The following is a 19721-nucleotide window of genomic DNA, read 5'->3' on the forward strand; positions in this document are numbered from 1 at the left end:
AGATGCTTGTACCGAATTAGAAGATGTTGCACGATTACAACCATTCCAACAGGTCATGTCTGAGAAGGCATGCTTTGAAATCCATCTAAAATATAACGCTGGTCAAACCAGTATTGAGGAAACCGATATGCCACAATACAAAGCGCCTTTACGTGATATGCAATTCGTTTTGCATGAATTATTAAATGCTGAAGAACACTATGCAAAATTACCTGCATTCCAAGAAAACGTAAGCCGTGAATTGGTTGACCAATATTTGGAAGCTGCAGCAGATTTCTGTGAAAATGAATTATCTCCATTGAACCAAGTGGGCGACCGTGAAGGTTGTACTTGGAATGATGGCGTGGTGACCACACCAACAGGCTTTAAAGAAGCGTATCAAAAATATATCGAACTGGGCTTCCCTTCGCTTTCTGCAGAAGAACAATACGGCGGTCAAGGCTTACCAAACTCTTTAGGTATTACCATTTCAGAAATGGTGGGTACAGCGAACTGGTCATGGGGCATGTACCCTGGTCTTTCTCATGGTGCGGTACGTACCTTAGAACACCACGGTTCACAAGAACAAAAAGATGCTTATTTGCCAAAATTAGTATCGGGTGAGTGGACGGGCACCATGTGCTTAACCGAATCTCACGCAGGTTCTGACTTGGGTATTATCCGTACCAAAGCTGAGCCACAAGCAGACGGTAGCTATGCAATCTCTGGCGAGAAAATCTTTATCTCTGCTGGCGAACACGACATGGCAGAGAATATCGTACACATCGTATTGGCACGCTTACCAGGCGCACCTAAAGGTACTAAAGGTATTTCTTTGTTCATCGTACCTAAGTTCAACCTCAATGCAGATGGTTCTGTAGGCGAGCGTAATGGTGTACGTTGTGGCTCAATCGAACACAAAATGGGGATCCATGGTAATGCAACTTGCGTCATCAACTTTGATAACGCTAAAGGTTTCTTGATTGGCCCTGAAAACCGTGGTCTAAACTGTATGTTCACGTTCATGAACACTGCACGTATTGGTACAGCGGTACAAGGTCTTGCAGCATCTGAAGGTTCTTTCCAAGGTGCATTGACTTATGCCAAAGACCGTTTGGCAATGCGTTCACTTTCTGGCCCAAAAGCGCCTGAAAAAGAAGCAGACCCAATTATTGTGCATCCAGCTGTACGCAACATGCTTTTAACTCAAAAAGCGTATGCTGAAGGTGGTCGTGCGTTGGTGTACTTGCTTGCACAACATGCAGACATCGTTGAACAAGGTGCAACTGAAGAAGAGCGTAAATTCTCTGACAACATCTTGTCTTTACTGACTCCAATTGCAAAAGCATTCTTAACTGAAACAGGTTCTGAATCTGCAAAACACGGTGTTCAAGTCTTTGGTGGTCATGGCTTCATTTCTGAGCATGGCATGGAACAAATTGTGCGTGACACACGTATTTCTTGCTTGTACGAAGGTACAACTGAAATCCAGTCTATTGACTTGTTAGGCCGTAAAGTATTGGGTACACAAGGTGCAATGTTGAAAGACTTCACCAAAATTATTCACAAATTTGCAGAAGCCAACAAAGACAACGCTGCGATGCAAGAATTTGTTGAACCGCTTGCGGCACTTAACAAAGAATGGGGCGACTTGACCATGCAACTTGGTATGCGTGCAATGCAAAACCCTGAAGAAGTTGGTGCTGCGGCAGTAGACTACCTCTACTTCTCTGGTTATGTAACGCTTGCTTACCTATGGGCTCGTATGGCTTTGGTTGCACAAGAAGCACTAGCTGCAGGTACAACCGATGTCGACTTCTACAATGCTAAAGTAACTACAGCACGTTTCTACTTCAAAAAAATCTTGCCACGTGTTCGTTCACACGTTGATGTGATTGCAACAGGTGTAGAGCCTTTACTTGCATTAGATGCTGAACACTTTGCTTTCTAAGCTAAATATTGAGAATATTTAACTAGATATTCAAAATGTTGTACTCTTGAGTACAGAAATTGAGAAAGGACGGTCATAGCATTGGCAGTCCTTTTTCTTTATAAATAAAGCATTCTTTCGTTTGAGCCACCTACAACATTCATAATTGTAGATTACACTGAACTCAGCGAATCAAGATTCAAACAATAAACAGGTGAAACCACATGCCAATTTATAATGCTCCTCTTGCCGATATGAAATTCATCTTAAATGATGTTTTTAATGCAGAACAATTCTGGCAAAACAATGAAAATTTAGCTCACCTAGATGCTGCAACGGCCGAAGCAATTTTGGAAGAAATGGCAAAGTTTGCCCAAAACGTGACCCTGCCTATTAACCGTAGTGGTGATGAAGAAGGCGCAACGTACAACAATGGTGAAGTGACTACCCCTGCTGGCTTTAAAGAAGCATTTAAACAATATGCCGAAGGCGGTTGGATTGGTTTGGGCGCAGATGAAGAATGGGGCGGTCAGGGCATGCCAAAAATGCTGACTGTTTTGTCAGATGAAATGCTATTTGCTACTAACCCATCATTTATGTTGTATCCATTGCTGTCTGTAGGCGCAGGTATGGCTTTAAACAGCTATGCATCACAAGAGCAAAAAGAAACCTATTTACCTAAAATTTACTCAGGTGAATGGTCAGGCACCATGTGTTTAACTGAGCCACATGCAGGTACTGACTTGGGTATTATTAAAACCAAAGCTGAACCAAATGCAGATGGTACTTACAACATCACTGGTACCAAAATCTTTATTACAGGTGGTGACCACGACCTTGCTGAAAACATCATTCACTTGGTTTTGGCTAAAACACCAGATGCTCCTGCAGGTTCACGTGGTATTTCTTTATTCATCGTACCGAAATTCTTGGTCAATGAAGATGGTTCATTAGGTGAACGCAACCCAGTAGGCCCAGGTTCAATTGAACACAAAATGGGGATCAAAGCCTCTGCAACTTGTGTGATGAACTTTGATGGTGCCAAAGGCTACTTAGTGGGTAAAGAAAATGAAGGCTTAGCAGCCATGTTCGTCATGATGAACTACGAACGTCTGTCTATGGGTATTCAAGGCTTAGGTGCATCTGAGTTTGCCTATCAAAATGCTGCACAATATGCGACTGACCGTATTCAGGGTCGCAGTGCATCAGGCGTTAAGTCACCGAACAAAGCAGCTGACAGCATTTTGGTGCATGGTGATGTGCGTCGTATGCTATTAAATGCGCGTGCCAATAACGAAGCATCTCGTGCATTTGCAGTCTATGTAGGTCAACAGCTCGATATCACTAAATTCTCTACCGATGCAGAAGCGGTGCAGAAAGCCAATAACCGTGTTGCCCTGCTCACCCCAATTGCAAAAGCCTATTTAACCGATACCGCATTCCAAGCGACTTTGGATGCTCAAATGTGCTTCGGTGGCCATGGTTATATCCGCGAATGGGGCATGGAGCAATGTGTACGTGATTTACGTATTGCCCAAATTTATGAAGGCACCAACGGCGTACAATCACAAGACTTGATTGGTCGTAAAACCATTAAATGCAATGGTGAATTTATTGCAGAATACATTGCAGAAATCCGTGATTTTGCCAATGGTTTAGATGCAGACCTGAACTTCATTAAAGATGCAACTTTGGATGCAGCGACCGAAGTCGAATCAGTTACTCAATACATTCTTAATGCAGCCAAAGAAAATGTAGACTTCCCAAATGCAGCAGCAGTAGATTATTTGCATGCAGTAGGTTTGCTCAGCTTTGCTTATATGTTCGCGCGCATTGCCAATGCCGCTAAGCAAAAAGATGGCGAGTTCTATCAAAACAAATTGTCATTGGCACTCTACTTTGTACAACGTGTTTTACCAGAACTTGCATTACGCATTACCAAAGTAAAAGCGGGTGCAGAAGTGATTATGGACTTCAGCGAAGATTACTTCACTAATCAAGCTTAACTCGATTACCTCTAAAAAACGCCTGCATTGTCAGGCGTTTTTTATACCTCTTATTTTTACTATGTTTACGCAGCTTTTCCTGTAATTGTGCACAGTTTTTGCATGAGTTTTATCATTCATCAACATCATCAGGAGGAGCAAATGAAAGCACAACATTCCAAAGTAGAAAAAATAGAAACCCTCCTCGACCGACTTGGCAATCTAGCCGTAGAAAGTTTTCACTATATTGCCCTGTTCATCATTAGCTGTATGGTGATCTGGTCAGCTGGTCATACCGTAATCGACATTCTGACCGTTAAACAATATGCCACGATTGATGATATTTTACTGCTTTTCATTTATTTAGAGCTTGGTGCCATGGTTGGAATTTACTTTAAAACCAATCATATGCCAGTACGCTTTCTGATTTATATTGCCATTACCGCCCTAACCCGACTGCTGATTTCCGATATTCAACATGACCATAAGGCAGATATGGACTTGGTGATTATTACGGGTTCAATTCTAATTCTAGCCTTTGCAATTCTGGTGGTGCGTTTTGCCTCGTGGAATTATCCATCGGTCATTCGAGATAAACACAGTGAAAAACCATTACCACAGGGCAAGACGCCACGCCCAGAAGATGATGAGCTGGCCTAAACTGAAATTGCTTAATTCACTCAAAGCCACTCAAACTTCTGCTATAAAAAAGCGCGTCAGGATAAACCATGACGCGCTGATTTTTGAAGATTCACCAGTTCATCCGTTTGGCTAAAATGCTTTTCTTTATGGTTGAGTACTCAAGATGATCTAACGATTTGCCACCAAGACATAACGGCCATGTTCAAAAACCCAATACATACCACGTGGTGGTGCAGGCAAGCCTAAATGCTGCCAATTGGTCACGACCCGATAAGTCGAACTTTCAATATGAGCCGTACTCGGTTCACCATTCACCCAACTATAGCTTTGGTGGTTATATTGCACTGTACTTGGTGCATTGTATTGAATATTAATACCACTCCGAATAGTTGGCTGCCCCCACTGTGGCACAGGACGTGGGTGATGCTGCGGGTAATGTCGCGGATAGTACTGCGGTTGAGGATGCTGTGAATAATATGGTCGATGTTGTGGATATGCAGGATGATGCTGCGAAGTATAAGGACGATGATGATAACGCTGAGTATCGACACCTGTATAACCTGCCCAACGATTCGTTTCTGCAAATGCTGGCAGCGTAGTACCCATAAGTAGCATGCCACTCAATGCAGTTAAAATTGCTACCTTCATATCCAACACTCCTCTGGTTATCTTTTGATTTTAACCTCAAATTAAGGATAAACAATGAATAAAAAAACAGCAATTTTATTCATTCCAACTCCGCTCTTACAGAAACAAAGCTGCAGCATACCTGTTTCATTTTCACATTATGCTAAGATACATTTTTTTTGAAATTGGATGAAACCTCGTGCCTGAATTAAATTTTGACCGCCTTCATCAGTTTTTCTGTAAAGTTCCAAGTGTGCAGCAAGCCCGTGTGGATTCTTATGGTTCAGACGGTCAGCATGCATGGTGGTTTAAATTTCAAATAGATGTAGAACACCCACTGGCATGGCAAACTGTACAAGAATTGGGGCATGTCCTGAATTATATTTCTAGAGATGAGCGTTTACCGACCCAATTCTTGCCTGTATCTCCACCACCGTATATGAATGGTGATGCTAAAGATTTTTTATCATGGGTGATTCAATGCAACCATCCAGAATTTAGCCCAGATGTGGTCTGTGACTGGTTAGAAGCCCGTTTGCCGAATCCTGTAGATGATGAGGCACAGTGGAAAATCAAGACTGACATTTCTGAGTTAGATCAGCTGAGTGATAAAGATTTGGATGAAATGGTGCCGCCAAATCCTGAAAAATAATTTTAGAGCTTCATTGTCATTTTCTAAAAATCCCTCTTGAAACAAGAGGGATTTTTCTAGGAATATTACATCTGACTGAAAAAGTTTAAAGTCAAAATGTCGATAAACCACTCCATTCCATAAAGCGATAGACCGCATATTTCCACTTCGACTCATCGGCATACACAGCATAATCCACACTCATATTTTTACCCTCAAGGTTTGACCATGCGGTATTAAAATAATGTTGTGCATCCTGAAATACAGGGTCTTGTACCTGCCCGACCACACGCAAATTGGTTTCTAAATTATAATTTTTAAAATTACGTGCGGTGAAATTTGCAGAGCCTAAAGTCAATTCTGCCTGTTTGGCATTAGATTTGATCATCATTTTATTATGACATTGCTCACCTTGCGTGTTACACCAACGCACACTCACCCCTGCCGCATTCAGTTCTGATGCTACTTGTCGGTTTGGGATACCATTTTTCTCACGACCAAAGGCATCTTTATTCGGGTCTAACAATACCCGTACCTGTACGCCACGTTGCTGTGCAGCAATTAAAGCCTGAATCACTTTACGTTCTGACAAATAAAACATTGCCAAATCAAGATGCTCTTGCGCCTTAGCATTTTCAATCATTGCTAAACTCGCATCCCAAATAGCCTTTTCCGTTAAAACCTGCACTTGAGGGTAAGAGCGATCTGCCTCAAACTCACCCACAATCACCCCAGACACATTGCCTTGCGACATACGCGCTACAACTTGTTCAGTCTGCAAAATATCAACCGCTGTATTGCCTGTGACCACTAAGGCAATATTGGAATGACGCGAACTACCATCATGCGGATTCAATGAGGTCACCAACGCTTTCCAGCCTTCAGTGGTATCGACCACAATGGTTTTACGATGGTTGGCTTTAAAATTAAACAGACTGAAATAACTGCGCAGGGTAATTTTATCTTGCCCAAAAGGACTTGGCAGCCAACCTTTTTCTGCATTATTCGGAATACCCTGACAGCAGAGATACCAAAAGCCTGACCACAATGGATTCGATGCCCGTAAAGGCGTTAAATCGGTTTCAATAACATCAATGCCTGCTTGACGTAATTGACGATAATGCTCAGGTGCAATACCGCCATATACTGAGTTAATTGGGTCTGTAATGACCTTAATTTCAATATTTGGCTGCATCTGACGTTTATGAATTAAAGCTTCGGTCAATTGCTGTGTCAGTGGCTGATGCTGTTGTTTAGACGTCCCCACCTCTGCATTAAACAAAAACATATCCAACACAATGGTGGTTTGCGCAGCATCAATTAAGCCTAAAATCTCCTTAAAAATTTGGTGCTGTTGCTGCTGAACACCTTGCGCATCAATATAGGTCTGATCGGCAATAAATTTGACAGGTGCATGGCGTAATTTTCCGGTGTAATTCAGACCATCTGGTAACGGTTTAAGACTGTGGTAAATAGCCGAGGACAAATAACCCAAAGCCAGTAAACCTAAAACCAGTCCCAAATAAGCCCGAGGCGACCAATTCAATTTTTGGTGAATTCGCTGAAAAATACGCATAACAAAAAACCTAGTCCGATGCGCTCAGACTAGGTTTTATTGTTTGGATTTTCAAGAGGATTTCTGTGTTTTCACGCAGACATCCTATAAAGCCCAAATTGAATTTTAGAAACCAAATTCAACGCCGACTGTAAAGTTACGACCTACTTGTGGAATATGCGACAAGAAAGATGCATGTGAATAGACTTCATCATCTAACAAGTTGTTGGCTTTAAAATAGACACGGTAATCTTGTTTATTGGCATAGTTTCCTGCATAAGCTACGCCAATATTGACCATGTTATAGCCTTCTGTTTCTTGTTCATACGCTGCAATTTTGTCTTGCTTAAATACACGATAGTATTCCGCCATACCCGACCAACCATCGGCAAAGTTAGCATCTAGTTTAGTTCCCAAACGGCCTGCAGGTACACGTGGTGCATTTTGGTTATCTATTTCGCCACGAACATAATCACCAAACACACTGAGTTTATAATCTGGGCTCAGTTGATAGCCTAACTTGGCTTCTGTACCGTAGAATTTGGCTTTGTCTTGAGTATATTCCACACCACGCAAATTACCTTTCTGCGCTACTGTTGCACCATAAATATAATCATCGAACCAATTATGGTAAACATGCAGCGAATAATCGAGTTTGTCGGCTTCATAGTGCAAACCTAACTCTAAATTATTAGATGTCTCTTTATCTAGATCAGGATTCCCCACCTCGTAAGTATTGGTTGCAAAATGTAAGCCATCAGCATAGAGCTCTTGCGCTACAGGTAAACGTTGCTGATGTGAGCCTGTGAGTGACAATTTATAGTTGGGTGCAAACTGCCAATTGGCTGCAGCAGAAGCAGATACACCAGTACCTGAATAATCTTTTTTGTCCGAATCTGCTTTCACTTTTTGATGATCGACACGCGCACCAAGTTCCACATGTACATCACCAAATTGCTTATGCTCTAAACCAAATAAACTGTATTTTTGTGTTTTCGTATCTGGCATAGGTACTGCTTCATGATAATGATCATCATGTTTTTCTTTCTGACCAGTCAAATCAATTTCATGCTGGCTAAACTGTGTACCAAACACACCTTCCCAGCCTGCAAGGGGGTTATGCACCAATTCTAAACGTGCATCATAGCCTTTGCTCTTAAAGTTACTGATGACTTTATTTTCTTCTAATTCATCATGCTCATAATCTGTAAAACTGGCATGCGCACGCAGTTTATCAAAACCTGCAAAAGGTTGATCAAGCTCGGTACGCAAATCATAACGATGTGATTCTAAATCCACCCATGGGCCACCATGTGCATGTTCTTCAACAGCATTTGGATCTGGCTTTGGACAGTGAAAATGATCATCATGCAATACGCAACCATGATATTCATGGCTATGCCCTGGCAACCCATATTTGTCCTGACGGTTACTGTATGACACGCCCACAAAACCACGATCATGAATCCATGAGCCACCAATATTCACGGTTTGCCCTTCAGCAAAGGTATTCTCTACACGACGTGCTTTATCTAAATGCGTGCCTTCATCATCATGATCATGACCTGGGTCACTATGTCCGTGATCATGGTCGTCATGACCTGCTTCATCATTATGATGTTCTACCCAATAGTTTGGGGTAATGTAATCATTAGCCTTACGCTTAGAACCTTCTAGACGCAACGCAAACTGGTCACCAATCGCTGCGGTCACACCAGCGCTGGCCAGTTTTTCATCACTACCTGTGTTATAACGCAGACCGACTTGTCCTTCTAAACCATTATTTGGCATTTGCGTTGGAATTTTTTGGTCAGTGACATTGACCAAACCACCTACGGTACCCGCACTATAAAGTAAGGTTGATGGCCCACGAATAATTTCAACTTGCTTGGCTAAAATTGGATCTACCGTTACCGCATGGTCGGGTGAAAGTGTAGAAACATCTGCCGTTTCTGAAGCATGTTGCAGCACTTTAACACGTGGGCCATCTTGCCCACGAATGACAGGTCGGCTAGAGCCTGAACCATATTGGTTAGAATAGACACCTAGCTCATCTGCCATTGCATCACCAATAGTGGTGCTACGCTCTGCCAACGTTTTCTGATCAATTACATGATCTGCTACAGCGAAATCTGCTGCAGTTTGTACCAAAGGATGTGCTTGTAGCTGAATCGTTTCCAGTTGTGTATTGGTAGCATCCGTATTGGCAAATGCTGCTGGACTAAGTACTGCAAAAATTGAAACTGTTATTAAATTCTTATGGAACGCCATGACTATTTCACTCAGCCCAAAACAAAAACAACATGTTATAACATAACAAAAGAGAATAGAAGAATAATTTGATTACTATCAATTGAAATTAAGATAATTATACTCTTTAATATATCAACAAATTTTACACCCATTTTCATCATGACAAATTTACTTAATTTAGAAAAAACTTTTTCTTTATTATTAGCTCTATTTTTCCTAACTTTTTTTGTAAACTTAGTGATTGATGATGGAGTTAATTGGTCTCTAAACTATGTTTTATTGACACTATTTATAATTTTCATTACTTTACAAAAAAAAATATATATTAGTTTACCTATTTTTCTAACCTTAGCCCTTCCATTTATTTCCATATATATTATCAATCTATTCTTCCATAATGACCAAATATCAAATGACCATTTTTTCGATCAAAAACTAGCCCCTGATATGAACAATCAGTTCCTATATGCACTTGCTTTTTTAATGTTACCAACCATTCTATTAAATATTAAAAAAAGTGAAAATATTTTTCTCTATATTATAAATATTGGAGGAGTTTTTTCTATTATATTTAACGGTTATTTCAATATCATATACAACTTTGATCGAGCATTATTAGTAAAGAAATTTGACGCTATAATATTATATGATGCTTCTATAGCTTCTTTATCCATACTTATGTTAGTTTTCAACCTTGGGAAAAATCAAAAATTTTCGAGTATTTTAATTGTTTTATCTCTAATTAACTTATATCTAATAGTCGCACATGGCAGTAGAGGTACTTGGTTAGGAATACCATTAATACTAATCATTCTGAGCTTTTACTATTTTAAGTCTCAACGATCAAAAGTCTTATTAACCTTATTAACATCGTTCATCCTTACAGGTGTTTTGTTTTTTCTACCTAACTCACCCATTCAGAAAAGATTAAATGCTTTTCAACAAGATACTTCTCTAATTGAAAAAAATAACTATCACTCTAGTACTGGTACTCGTATATTCTTATGGAGTTATGCTGTTGACGAAATGTTAAAATCTCCTATATATGGTGTTGGAGCAAAAAAATTCAGAGATAATATTTGTGAGCAACAAGCTAAAGGACTCTTACCTGCTTGTAATCCACATGCGCATAATATTTTTTTCCAGTTCCTGGCCTCTAATGGGCTAGTTGGCTTATTAGGTATAATTTCTGCATTTTTAATTCCTTTAATTTTTTATTTTTATAAACTATTTCAACCTTCAACATCAAAATCTCAGCATCTTTCATTAATGGGAATTTGTTTTACAATATTTTTTTCTATTTGTGGATTAACAGATTTTTTGTTTTTCATGCACTTCCCAACCATGTTTTATTTTTTAATAACAATAACACTTATGAGTTTATTAGAAATGTATCACCTAGAATCATCTAAGAATCATGTAAAGTAAGCATATATGCCCTTTACCTTATCTCATGCTGTACTTGCGCCACCGTTAGCTAAACTCTCAGGACAACGGCTACCTATTGCTGCACTTGCAATTGGCTGTATGCTGCCAGATTTACATCGCCTGTTTACCCTACGCCAAGACCCAACGCCACATTTATGGTCGGCCTTGTTTTATCCAAACTTATTCTTGGGCCTTATATTCTGTGCACTTTGGTATCTGGTATATCGCCCTGCGTTGTATCGCTTTGTGGGAATACATCACCCTCTAAATTTGAATCATGCAACATCCGTATTGGGCTTTGCTTTGGTGACTATCTTCAGCTTATTACTGGGGAATGCCACGCATTTAATTTGGGATGGTTTAACCCATCACGACTTTCGCAGTTTTGCCTTTCAGGATTTTTTAGCACAGTCGGTACAATGGGGAGCTCAGACTTATCCGATGCACCGCATCTTGCAAATTGGTAGCTCTATTTTGGCCCTGCCTTTTTTATTGTGGATGAGCCTGCATTATTATAAGAAGCATCGGCAAATCAAACCTGTCAGCATCAAAGTTCGGGGCTATGCAGTCGGCCTTATTACACTGTCTGTCGCTTTAGGCTGCTTCTCACTTTGGGATTATGCACGGCATATTCCCGATGCACTTTGGCAGGAAGAACTGTATTACTTTACAGGGCGTGCCATCAATGAGTTTAGCCAAGGGGCATTACTCATGTTTAGTTTAGGTTGTCTGTTATTTTTGTTTTTGGATCGGCAAGGGTAGATAAAATAAAGCCAAAGCTCATCACTTCATCCTGAATCTTGCTGCATTATCCTATTTCAGACACATTCCTTGTAAAAACCCACTGTTTTTGCAGCAGGTTCTTGTAGCCACATGCCCAAAGAGGCATAATCCTACCTTTGCTAAAGGCGGTGCGCTGTTTACGTATTCGCTTCCTTAACCCATATAGTTGGATTTTTAACGCTATGATGCGAACTCATTATTGCGGTTCTTTAACCGAAGCTCAAATTGATCAAACTGTTACCCTGTGTGGCTGGGTACACCGTCGTCGTGATCACGGTGGTGTAATTTTCCTAGACATGCGTGACCGTGATGGTCTTGTGCAAGTCGTAATTGACCCAGACACTCCAGAAGCATTTGCAACTGCAGACAAAGCACGTTCAGAATTTGTATTAAAAATCACAGGTCGTGTACGTCGTCGCTATGCAGGCACAGAAAATGCCAATATGGTCAGTGGACAAATTGAAGTTTTAGGCAAGGAAATTGAAGTTCTTGCAGCATCTGAAACGCCTCCGTTCCCATTGAACGATGAAAATACCAACATTTCAGAAGAAATTCGTTTGAAATACCGTTTCTTGGACATCCGTCGTCCAGAAATGTTAGATCGCTTACGTTTCCGTTCTAAAGTCACCAACCTGATTCGTAACTATTTAGACGATCATGGTTTCTTGGATGTTGAAACCCCAATTTTGACACGTGCTACCCCTGAAGGCGCACGTGACTACTTAGTGCCAAGCCGTGTATCTAACGGTAGCTTCTATGCGCTGCCACAATCGCCACAATTATTTAAACAATTGTTGATGGTGGGTGGTATTGACCGTTATTACCAAATCGCAAAATGTTTCCGTGATGAAGACTTGCGTGCAGACCGTCAGCCTGAATTCACTCAAATCGACATTGAAACATCGTTCATGAGTGACGATGACATTATGGATTTGATGGAAGGCATGACCGTGAAGATGTTCGATGAACTTCTGGGCGTGAAATTCGACAAATTCCAACGTATGCCATATTCAGAAGCAATGCGTGATTATGCGTCTGACAAACCAGACTTACGTATTCCACTGAAACTGGTAGACGTTGCAGACTTGATGCAAGACGTTGAGTTCAAAGTATTTGCCGGCCCTGCGAAAGACCCTAAAGGTCGTATTGTTGCGCTTCGCGTACCTGGCGCGGGTTCATTACCACGTAGCGCGATTGATGAATACACCAAATATGTTGGCATCTACGGTGCAAAAGGTTTGGCTTACATTAAAGTCAATGAACTTGAAAAAGGTATTGAAGGCTTACAATCTCCAATCGTGAAATTTATTGAGCCAATCGTGCTTGATCTATTAAAACGTGTAGGCGCTGAAAATGGTGACATCGTATTCTTTGGTGCAGATAAAGCCAAAGTGGTAAACGATGCGATGGGTGCACTTCGTGTGAAAATTGGTCACGATTTGAACCTTGCAACTTGCGAATGGGCACCGCTTTGGGTAGTTGATTTCCCAATGTTTGAAGAAACAGATGATGGTAAATGGACTTCTGTGCATCACCCATTCACCTTGCCAAAATCAAGCGTTGAAGATGTGAAGAGCAATCCAGGTGAAGCATTATCTGTTGCCTATGACATGGTCTTGAACGGTACTGAAATTGGTGGTGGTTCACTGCGTATTTATACCTTAGAAATGCAAAAAGCGATTTTTGAAGCTTTAGGCATTGAAGAAGAAGAAGCCGAAGAGAAGTTCAGCTTCTTACTCAATGCGTTACGTTATGGTGCGCCTCCGCATGGTGGTTTAGCATTTGGTTTAGACCGTTTAGTGATGTTAATGACAGGTGCATCGTCTATTCGTGATGTGATTGCCTTCCCGAAAACCAAGACAGCTGAATGTCCATTGACTCAAGCACCTGCACCAGTTGAAGCCACTCAATTGCGTGATTTGGGTATTCGCTTACGTGAAAAACCGAAAGCAGAACCTCAAGAATAACTTTTGAAACTGTAAGAAAAACCCTGCAAATTTGCAGGGTTTTTTATGAATTGAGATAAAGCCAAGCTAGTGGCATAATAGCGCTTCGTTTTGAATTTTGAGTTGAGCGTTACTATGGCTATGCGTCCTGCAGTTCGTAATCGTGGCATTATGCTAATTGTATTTGCTGTCGCTCAATGGTTATTTATGCGTTACATTTTGGCCAATAACCTGTTTGCCTTAGACACCAATGACCGCATTTTGTACTTTAGCTTAAGTTCTATTGGTGGTGCGTTTGTGATTTTTGTGGGGCTGATTTATATGGTGTTGGCGGGGAATGCGGATAAACAATAATTTCTATATATAGCGCTCAGATTTCTATTTATGTATGCTTTGCTGAAGAATTTTTCTCGTCTTCCGTTAAGAATCATTCAATCTATTGCAAAAGCTGTAGGTTCCCTGCTGTATTATTCAAATTCTTCCGCAAGAACCACCACCGAAATCAATTTAAAATCAGCTTATCCTGAACTTACAGATGCAGAAAGACAAAGCCTAACTAAAAAAAGTCTTAAAAGTCAGTGCATGACTTATGCTGAATCTGTAAAAATTTGGGGCTCATCTACAGAATATGCACTTTCACTGATTCAAGAAATTCATGGTTCTGATTTATTTTTAAAAGCTTTAAAAAACCCCAATGGTACTTTGGCTGTTGTCCCACATTTTGGTACTTGGGAATTACTAAATGTTTGGGTAAATCAACACACTGCACCTGTCATTATGTATAAACCTAGCAAAAATAAAGATTTAGATCGGTTTATGCTAGAAGCTCGTCAGCGTTTGAATGCGACTTTAGTCCCTACCGATGATACAGGTGTACGCGCGCTATTTAAGCATTTGAAGCAAGGTGGTTTTTCAGCAATTTTACCTGACCATGTACCTAAAGAGTCAGGAGGAATTTATTCTCTGTTTTATGGTCAAAATGCTTTATCCTCAACTTTGCTTTCCAAGCTTGCTGCAAAAACCCAATGTTCCGTGATAGGGTTAAGTTGTTTAAGACGTGATGATTTATCGGGTTATGATATTTATGTAACTGAATTATCAAGTGATATTTTATCTAAAAATTTACAACTGTCTGTAGATACCTTAAACAAAGAAATGGAGCGTATGATTAATGTCGCTCCAGAACAGTACTTGTGGGGGTATAAACGGTTTAGGAAGTTAGAAGGCATACCATCTAACCTGTATCAATAAAATTACCAACAAAAACTAACATAATTATTTGCCTCCTTATGATGAAAGCGACTGCTCCCCATTCTCATATTCTATGCTTTGTCGATCATTTAAAGGCGGTCATGCAGAAAAATTTCTTCTTGATAAAGCCATTAACTTAAAACAAACGGGGTATCAATTCACAATTGTACATTTAAATCCACATGACATTAAAATGTTTGTTCCCAAAGATCTGACCTTAATCCAGCACGAGTTTATCCCGGCCTTTACTCCGGTAAATTATTAAGAATAACGTACCATGCCTGCAACGGATATAGAAAAAATCAACACCATCATTACCGCTCATCAGCCTGACCTTATCATTCTTTCACATGCATTTACGTTTTGCATTTCCCATTTTATTCAGGGCAATGTCTAGCTATGTATACATAGTAAAATTTTTAAACCTTACAAACAAACCACCGCAAATTTGTTTCGATGGTATAATGAATATAGACGCTATTATTTAGAGAAAAAATATTTTATTCGCCTATTGATCAAGCCAAATTAGCCGCTCCTCAAAAACATTGAGACTGTGTATTTGTCGGACATTTAAGTCATGAAACAACCACATCGCACCATTCGGGCATTTACCAATTTTAAAACAGCAAAAAATATGCTGATTATTGGTGATGGAGATTTAAAAATAGATTTACAGACGTTATGTAAACATCTAGAGATTGAAGATAGGATTGAATTTTTGGGTTGGGGCAATCACCCATATCCATATATCCAACCAAGCCGATTACTTATTACTAGTTCACAAAATGAAGGCTACGGTCTTATTATTTCAGAAACACTACATTGGGATGTACCCGTAGTGGCCATCACGTCAGTGATGCGATTCATCAGCAACTCTCAATTGCTCACTTAGAGCAAAATTTGGTGACACCACAAGATATGGATGCATTAGCTGAAAAAATAGATCAGAATCTCTTCCAATACCCAGCTTCAAATTTTGATAAAATATTGCTTAGCAATGAAAATATGGTCGGGAAATTTTTAAGTCTGATTCAGGATGATCACTGTTCACATGTTTAATTTAACCATCATCATTCCTATCTATAATGTTGAAAAGTATATCCTTGACTGTATTCAAAGTGTTATTACTCAATTGACGGATGACATTGAAGTGATTTGTGTTGATGACGGTTCAACGGATCATTCTATCAATGTCCTCTGCACGTACCTGAAGCAACAGCCACAAACGCACATCAATAATATTAAAATCCTGCAGCAGCAAAATGCTGGGGTGGCTGCCGCAAGAAATCTTGGCATCGCACATGCACAAGGTAAATATCTCACATTTCTAGATTCAGATGATGTGCTTATGCCATATTACGCAAAAGAAGTTCAGGCTGCTCTTGTAAGCGATTCGGATGTCATCAGCTTTGGTTATCAGAATCTGTCTGAAGATCTTACGCCTAGCAAGCATCAATTTATTCCCCGTTTAGTCCAAAGTCCCTGTAGCGAGCACAATCAGCAACAGGCTTTGTTTGAACTTTTTAATGCCAACCGCTGGTTTTCAGGCATCCACCTTTATAAAGCAACATTGTTTCAAGGCATCCAGTTTCCCAAACTCAGCCATTATGAAGATGCTGCCACGATTCCAGATGTGATAATAAAAGCAAAGTCTTTTTATGCGATTTCTCGACCATTATATGGCTATCGTATACGTTCAGGTAGTGCTACAAATTCAACACAACCCCATAATATTAATCGATCGCTTCAATGCCTAGAACAATTAATTCCTACGCTAATTGAAAAAACTAAGCGGCATGCGATTTTTATCATTCCACTGATGCACTTTTTTTATATTTACATGTATCAAAGTACTAAATTTAAAAATAAACAGATTGCCAAATCAAATTGGAATAAGTTTTCAGGCTCAATTCAACAATTATCATGTTCAGTGACATGGATTCAAAATGAGCATAACCGCATTTTATATCATTGCTTAAATTTAGGGCTGTATGGTTTTTATTTATCTAAATTAATGAGTCGCCTACTCCGCTCTATTAAAAAACGGTTAGGGCGATCTTGTTATTCTTAAATACGGTTTAAGCAGTTAAATCTAGATATCGTTGCACTGCATACGCTGGTAAAAACTGCTGATGCAGGCAAAGTCTATCTTGGCTTGAGCACTGCACAGTCACCGATATCTTAGCTGCCAATGCATCAACATTACCTACTGCAACCAAACAATCTGAAGCTAAGATTTCACCTGGACCTGAGGGGCAATCCGTGCTAATCACCGGAGTCCCTAGAGTAATTGACTCTAATATGACTAATCCCAAACCCTCAAAATCCGATGACAACACCATGAACTTAGCATGCTTCATATACGGATAAGGATTTTTTTTAAAGCCAGCAAAAATAACTTTATTTTCAATATCAAGTTCTTTAACTAGTTGTTTAGTTTGTTCCAGTAACTCGCCTGTACCTACTAGAACTAATTTTTCATTTATATTCGCTTTGGCATAAGCCCGTACTAATACATCGTGTCTTTTTTGCGCTTTAAACTTCCCAACATTCACAATATATGGACCATCAATATCGGGTATATATTCATTGGCAGCCAATTGAATACTTTCGATATCAATAGGATTGTAAATTGTTCTTATATTGTCTGTATTGAAAAGAGCTTTGAAATCATCCGTCACACCCTGACTTACGCCAATACATGGTTTTGACAGATAAACATTTTTTAATTGTTCTAGCATTTTGCCATCTAAACGACCGGCATATTCCTGACTTGTCGTATTGTGGATGACCATATGAACATTCGACAAAGTACTACGGCTTAAAATAAAATCCACGGGGAAAAGATTCGACAAAACTAAATCGGGCTCACCAATGTGCTTACGGACAAAGCGGTCAAAGGCTTTCGCAGCAAAACCCGGACGCATAAATTTTGGAATAGCACGAAACTTTTGATAATTAAAAAAGTGAGTTCGTACACCATCGGGTATTGGCAAATCAATTATATCTTTAAAATAAACGATATGAGCTTCATGCCCTGCATCATTAATCCCTTTTGCTAGAGTTAATGCAAAACGCTCTGCACCATTACCCTGCAATGTAAAAATCGCTAATACGACTTTCTTTTTCATTAAGCTAAACCTTATTTGAATCTTTCTTTATCCAAAGATATAAATCGTTTTTGCGATTTAAATAAAACCTGCAGATAGCGACAGGCCATGTGCCACTGCCCTATGATACGACGTCGCTTAAATATTTTTTTCTGGTCTATTGAATCGTAGATAGGTTTATAGTGTTCAGATCGACCAATAGTAGAGTCAAATTCACTTTTAGCTGCTAGACCATAAGCCTCTAATTGATCCTCTTGAATAATAAGTGCTGGCTCAACTTGTAATACTTTTAATTCATAAGCACTAAAAATAAAACCGTCAGCGATTGCTGGTGCAGTATTCTTCAATCTTTCTAATAATTTTTTTGCACCCGAAGGATAGAGTAAATAACCCGCAGCACCCGTTCGATCTTGATAAAGCTCAAACAAATTAATATTAAGATGTTCTAATTTTAAAACTGGCATTTTAGAAATGATTTTTTTTCGACTACGCACTTCAAAGTTAATTAGGTCAATCTCTGTTAATTTTTCACAATGAATTTCATTTAAAACATTTGAAATATTAGTTGCTAAAACAGCATCATCTTCAAGAATTAATGTAGGTTGATTGGAAACTAGAACTTTTTCCCAAGCATTTTTATGACTCAAAAAACAAGCGACTTCAACTTTTCTAAGTGGACGCTGCCAGCCAAAACCAAGCTCTTGATATCGTTCTTGACTAATTTCATTAACAGAAACCGCAGGTAAGCGCTCAAATTTCAAATTCAAACGCTCAAATTGTCTCTGCTGAAATTCTAAGCGCTGTTTAGACTGATCCAGATTAATAATTAATATATTCATATCTTACCACCAACGTGTTTTTTCACGTGTATGGCGTTTTTTAAACCGTGAATAGACATTATTATTTTCATCATGCTGTAGGCGATCGAATATCTCTATAACCAACTGTCCTAATGGATGTACAGCACAAATTTGATCTAGTCGCCAACGCATATTTCGTAAAGTATCATCCGTACCGACTGCAAATGCTGATGTCCCATCAAACAAAGGATAACGCTCAGTCTGCAATCGAGTTTGGTGCTCTATATTAATTTCTAACGATTGATCACATAAATAGCGTTCGGTTTCTTGTAATTTCAACGTATTAATCAGCACGACAGCATTCATCAATGTTGCTTTAAGCGTTACATCATCATGTAAATCTAAAAACGTATCACATGCAGAAATTAACCAACGAATATTTAAAGTGCTGAGTAAAAAATCACGTTCACTCATCCACAGGGCTTTAAATTTTTCAAAGTTTTCTTCAACATCAACTTCACGTCGAATCAGTACAATCAGACTCGCATGATAGTGGCTCAATGCAGGCTGACCAACAAACTCATGTTTAAGTTGCTCAATATGCTCATTCAGATCTTTCGCTGAACCATGCGTATATTGGATTTGATCACCGGCAATAATGTCTGATTTCAGTTTTTCGATATCTACACTCGCAAGCTGAGCATAAACCTTATCAGCCCCAAAACGACGTTGATGTCGGCTGAATGAAAACCACTGTTCAAACTTACTTTTTTTTCTAACTGGCATGTTAAGCAACCATTT

General features: G+C 39.5%; 18 protein-coding genes. 12 read left to right on the plus strand and 6 right to left on the minus strand.

What is annotated here, in order from left to right; all coding sequences use genetic code 11:
- Positions 1-127: 127 nt before the first annotated feature.
- The 3 genes from HHA42_RS04425 to HHA42_RS04435 all read left to right on the plus strand — a co-directional run bounded on the left by HHA42_RS04425 (position 128) and on the right by HHA42_RS04435 (position 4554).
- Positions 128-1930, plus strand: a complete 1803-nt coding sequence (locus tag HHA42_RS04425) for an acyl-CoA dehydrogenase C-terminal domain-containing protein (RefSeq protein WP_168418591.1) — start codon at positions 128-130, stop codon at positions 1928-1930.
- A 203-nt stretch (positions 1931-2133) separates the two neighbouring features.
- The gene (locus tag HHA42_RS04430) at positions 2134-3915 is read left to right on the plus strand and encodes an acyl-CoA dehydrogenase C-terminal domain-containing protein (protein ID WP_168461897.1); all 1782 of its coding nucleotides are present in this window, start codon (positions 2134-2136) and stop codon (positions 3913-3915) included.
- Positions 3916-4056: 141 nt separating this feature from the next.
- A complete protein-coding gene (locus tag HHA42_RS04435; RefSeq protein WP_168525527.1) occupies positions 4057-4554 on the plus strand; it encodes a phosphate-starvation-inducible PsiE family protein in 498 nt (165 codons plus the stop codon).
- 150 nt (positions 4555-4704) lie between these two features.
- Here HHA42_RS04435 and HHA42_RS04440 read toward each other — a convergent pair whose 3' ends face one another.
- Positions 4705-5184, minus strand: a complete 480-nt coding sequence (locus tag HHA42_RS04440; protein ID WP_168461895.1) for an RcnB family protein — start codon at positions 5182-5184, stop codon at positions 4705-4707.
- Between the two features lie 178 nt (positions 5185-5362).
- Here HHA42_RS04440 and HHA42_RS04445 point away from each other — a divergent pair, with 178 nt between their 5' ends.
- Positions 5363-5815: a hypothetical protein gene (locus HHA42_RS04445; RefSeq protein WP_168397761.1), complete on the plus strand. Its 453-nt coding sequence runs from the start codon at positions 5363-5365 to the stop codon at positions 5813-5815.
- A gap of 91 nt (positions 5816-5906) precedes the next feature.
- On the opposite strand, the gene HHA42_RS04450 is transcribed toward HHA42_RS04445, so the two are convergent.
- Both HHA42_RS04450 and znuD read right to left on the minus strand, forming a co-directional pair.
- Positions 5907-7370 carry a phospholipase D family protein gene (locus HHA42_RS04450; protein ID WP_168418559.1) on the minus strand — a complete coding sequence of 488 codons (1464 nt, stop codon included), beginning with the start codon at positions 7368-7370 and terminating at the stop codon, positions 5907-5909.
- 105 nt (positions 7371-7475) lie between these two features.
- Positions 7476-9620, minus strand: a complete 2145-nt coding sequence (gene znuD, locus HHA42_RS04455; RefSeq protein WP_168525529.1) for a zinc piracy TonB-dependent receptor ZnuD — start codon at positions 9618-9620, stop codon at positions 7476-7478.
- A gap of 141 nt (positions 9621-9761) precedes the next feature.
- Between znuD and HHA42_RS04460 the strand changes: the two genes are divergently transcribed.
- From HHA42_RS04460 to HHA42_RS04495, 8 genes are all read left to right on the plus strand, one after another.
- Positions 9762-11030: an O-antigen ligase family protein gene (locus HHA42_RS04460; RefSeq protein WP_168525531.1), complete on the plus strand. Its 1269-nt coding sequence runs from the start codon at positions 9762-9764 to the stop codon at positions 11028-11030.
- A gap of 6 nt (positions 11031-11036) precedes the next feature.
- Positions 11037-11792 (plus strand): DUF4184 family protein, encoded by a 756-nt coding sequence (locus tag HHA42_RS04465; RefSeq protein WP_168525533.1) that lies wholly within the window; start codon positions 11037-11039, stop codon positions 11790-11792.
- 203 nt (positions 11793-11995) lie between these two features.
- On the plus strand, positions 11996-13780 hold the full coding sequence (gene aspS, locus HHA42_RS04470; protein ID WP_168460039.1) for an aspartate--tRNA ligase: 1785 nt from the start codon (positions 11996-11998) through the stop codon (positions 13778-13780).
- A 114-nt stretch (positions 13781-13894) separates the two neighbouring features.
- A complete protein-coding gene (locus HHA42_RS04475; RefSeq protein WP_034686420.1) occupies positions 13895-14113 on the plus strand; it encodes a hypothetical protein in 219 nt (72 codons plus the stop codon).
- Positions 14114-14143: 30 nt separating this feature from the next.
- Positions 14144-15010 (plus strand): lysophospholipid acyltransferase family protein, encoded by an 867-nt coding sequence (locus HHA42_RS04480; protein WP_168525535.1) that lies wholly within the window; start codon positions 14144-14146, stop codon positions 15008-15010.
- A gap of 577 nt (positions 15011-15587) precedes the next feature.
- The gene (locus HHA42_RS04485; protein ID WP_168525537.1) at positions 15588-15902 is read left to right on the plus strand and encodes a glycosyltransferase; all 315 of its coding nucleotides are present in this window, start codon (positions 15588-15590) and stop codon (positions 15900-15902) included.
- Positions 15903-15913: 11 nt separating this feature from the next.
- Positions 15914-16069 (plus strand): hypothetical protein, encoded by a 156-nt coding sequence (locus HHA42_RS04490; protein WP_168525539.1) that lies wholly within the window; start codon positions 15914-15916, stop codon positions 16067-16069.
- Positions 16062-17081 (plus strand): glycosyltransferase family 2 protein, encoded by a 1020-nt coding sequence (locus HHA42_RS04495; protein WP_168525541.1) that lies wholly within the window; start codon positions 16062-16064, stop codon positions 17079-17081. Before HHA42_RS04490 ends, HHA42_RS04495 begins: the two co-directional genes overlap by 8 nt.
- Positions 17082-17088: 7 nt before the next feature.
- Here the strand turns inward: HHA42_RS04495 and HHA42_RS04500 are convergent, their stop codons facing one another.
- The 3 genes from HHA42_RS04500 to HHA42_RS04510 are packed head-to-tail and all read right to left on the minus strand — an operon-like array spanning position 17089 to position 19706.
- Positions 17089-18141 (minus strand): glycosyltransferase, encoded by a 1053-nt coding sequence (locus tag HHA42_RS04500; protein ID WP_168525543.1) that lies wholly within the window; start codon positions 18139-18141, stop codon positions 17089-17091.
- 11 nt (positions 18142-18152) lie between these two features.
- Positions 18153-18959, minus strand: a complete 807-nt coding sequence (locus tag HHA42_RS04505) for a glycosyltransferase family 25 protein (RefSeq protein ID WP_168525545.1) — start codon at positions 18957-18959, stop codon at positions 18153-18155.
- Positions 18960-18962: 3 nt separating this feature from the next.
- The gene (locus tag HHA42_RS04510; protein ID WP_168525547.1) at positions 18963-19706 is read right to left on the minus strand and encodes a hypothetical protein; all 744 of its coding nucleotides are present in this window, start codon (positions 19704-19706) and stop codon (positions 18963-18965) included.
- Positions 19707-19721: the final 15 nt, after the last annotated feature.

Source organism: Acinetobacter sp. A3, assembly GCF_012371415.1.
Classification (GTDB): domain Bacteria; phylum Pseudomonadota; class Gammaproteobacteria; order Pseudomonadales; family Moraxellaceae; genus Acinetobacter.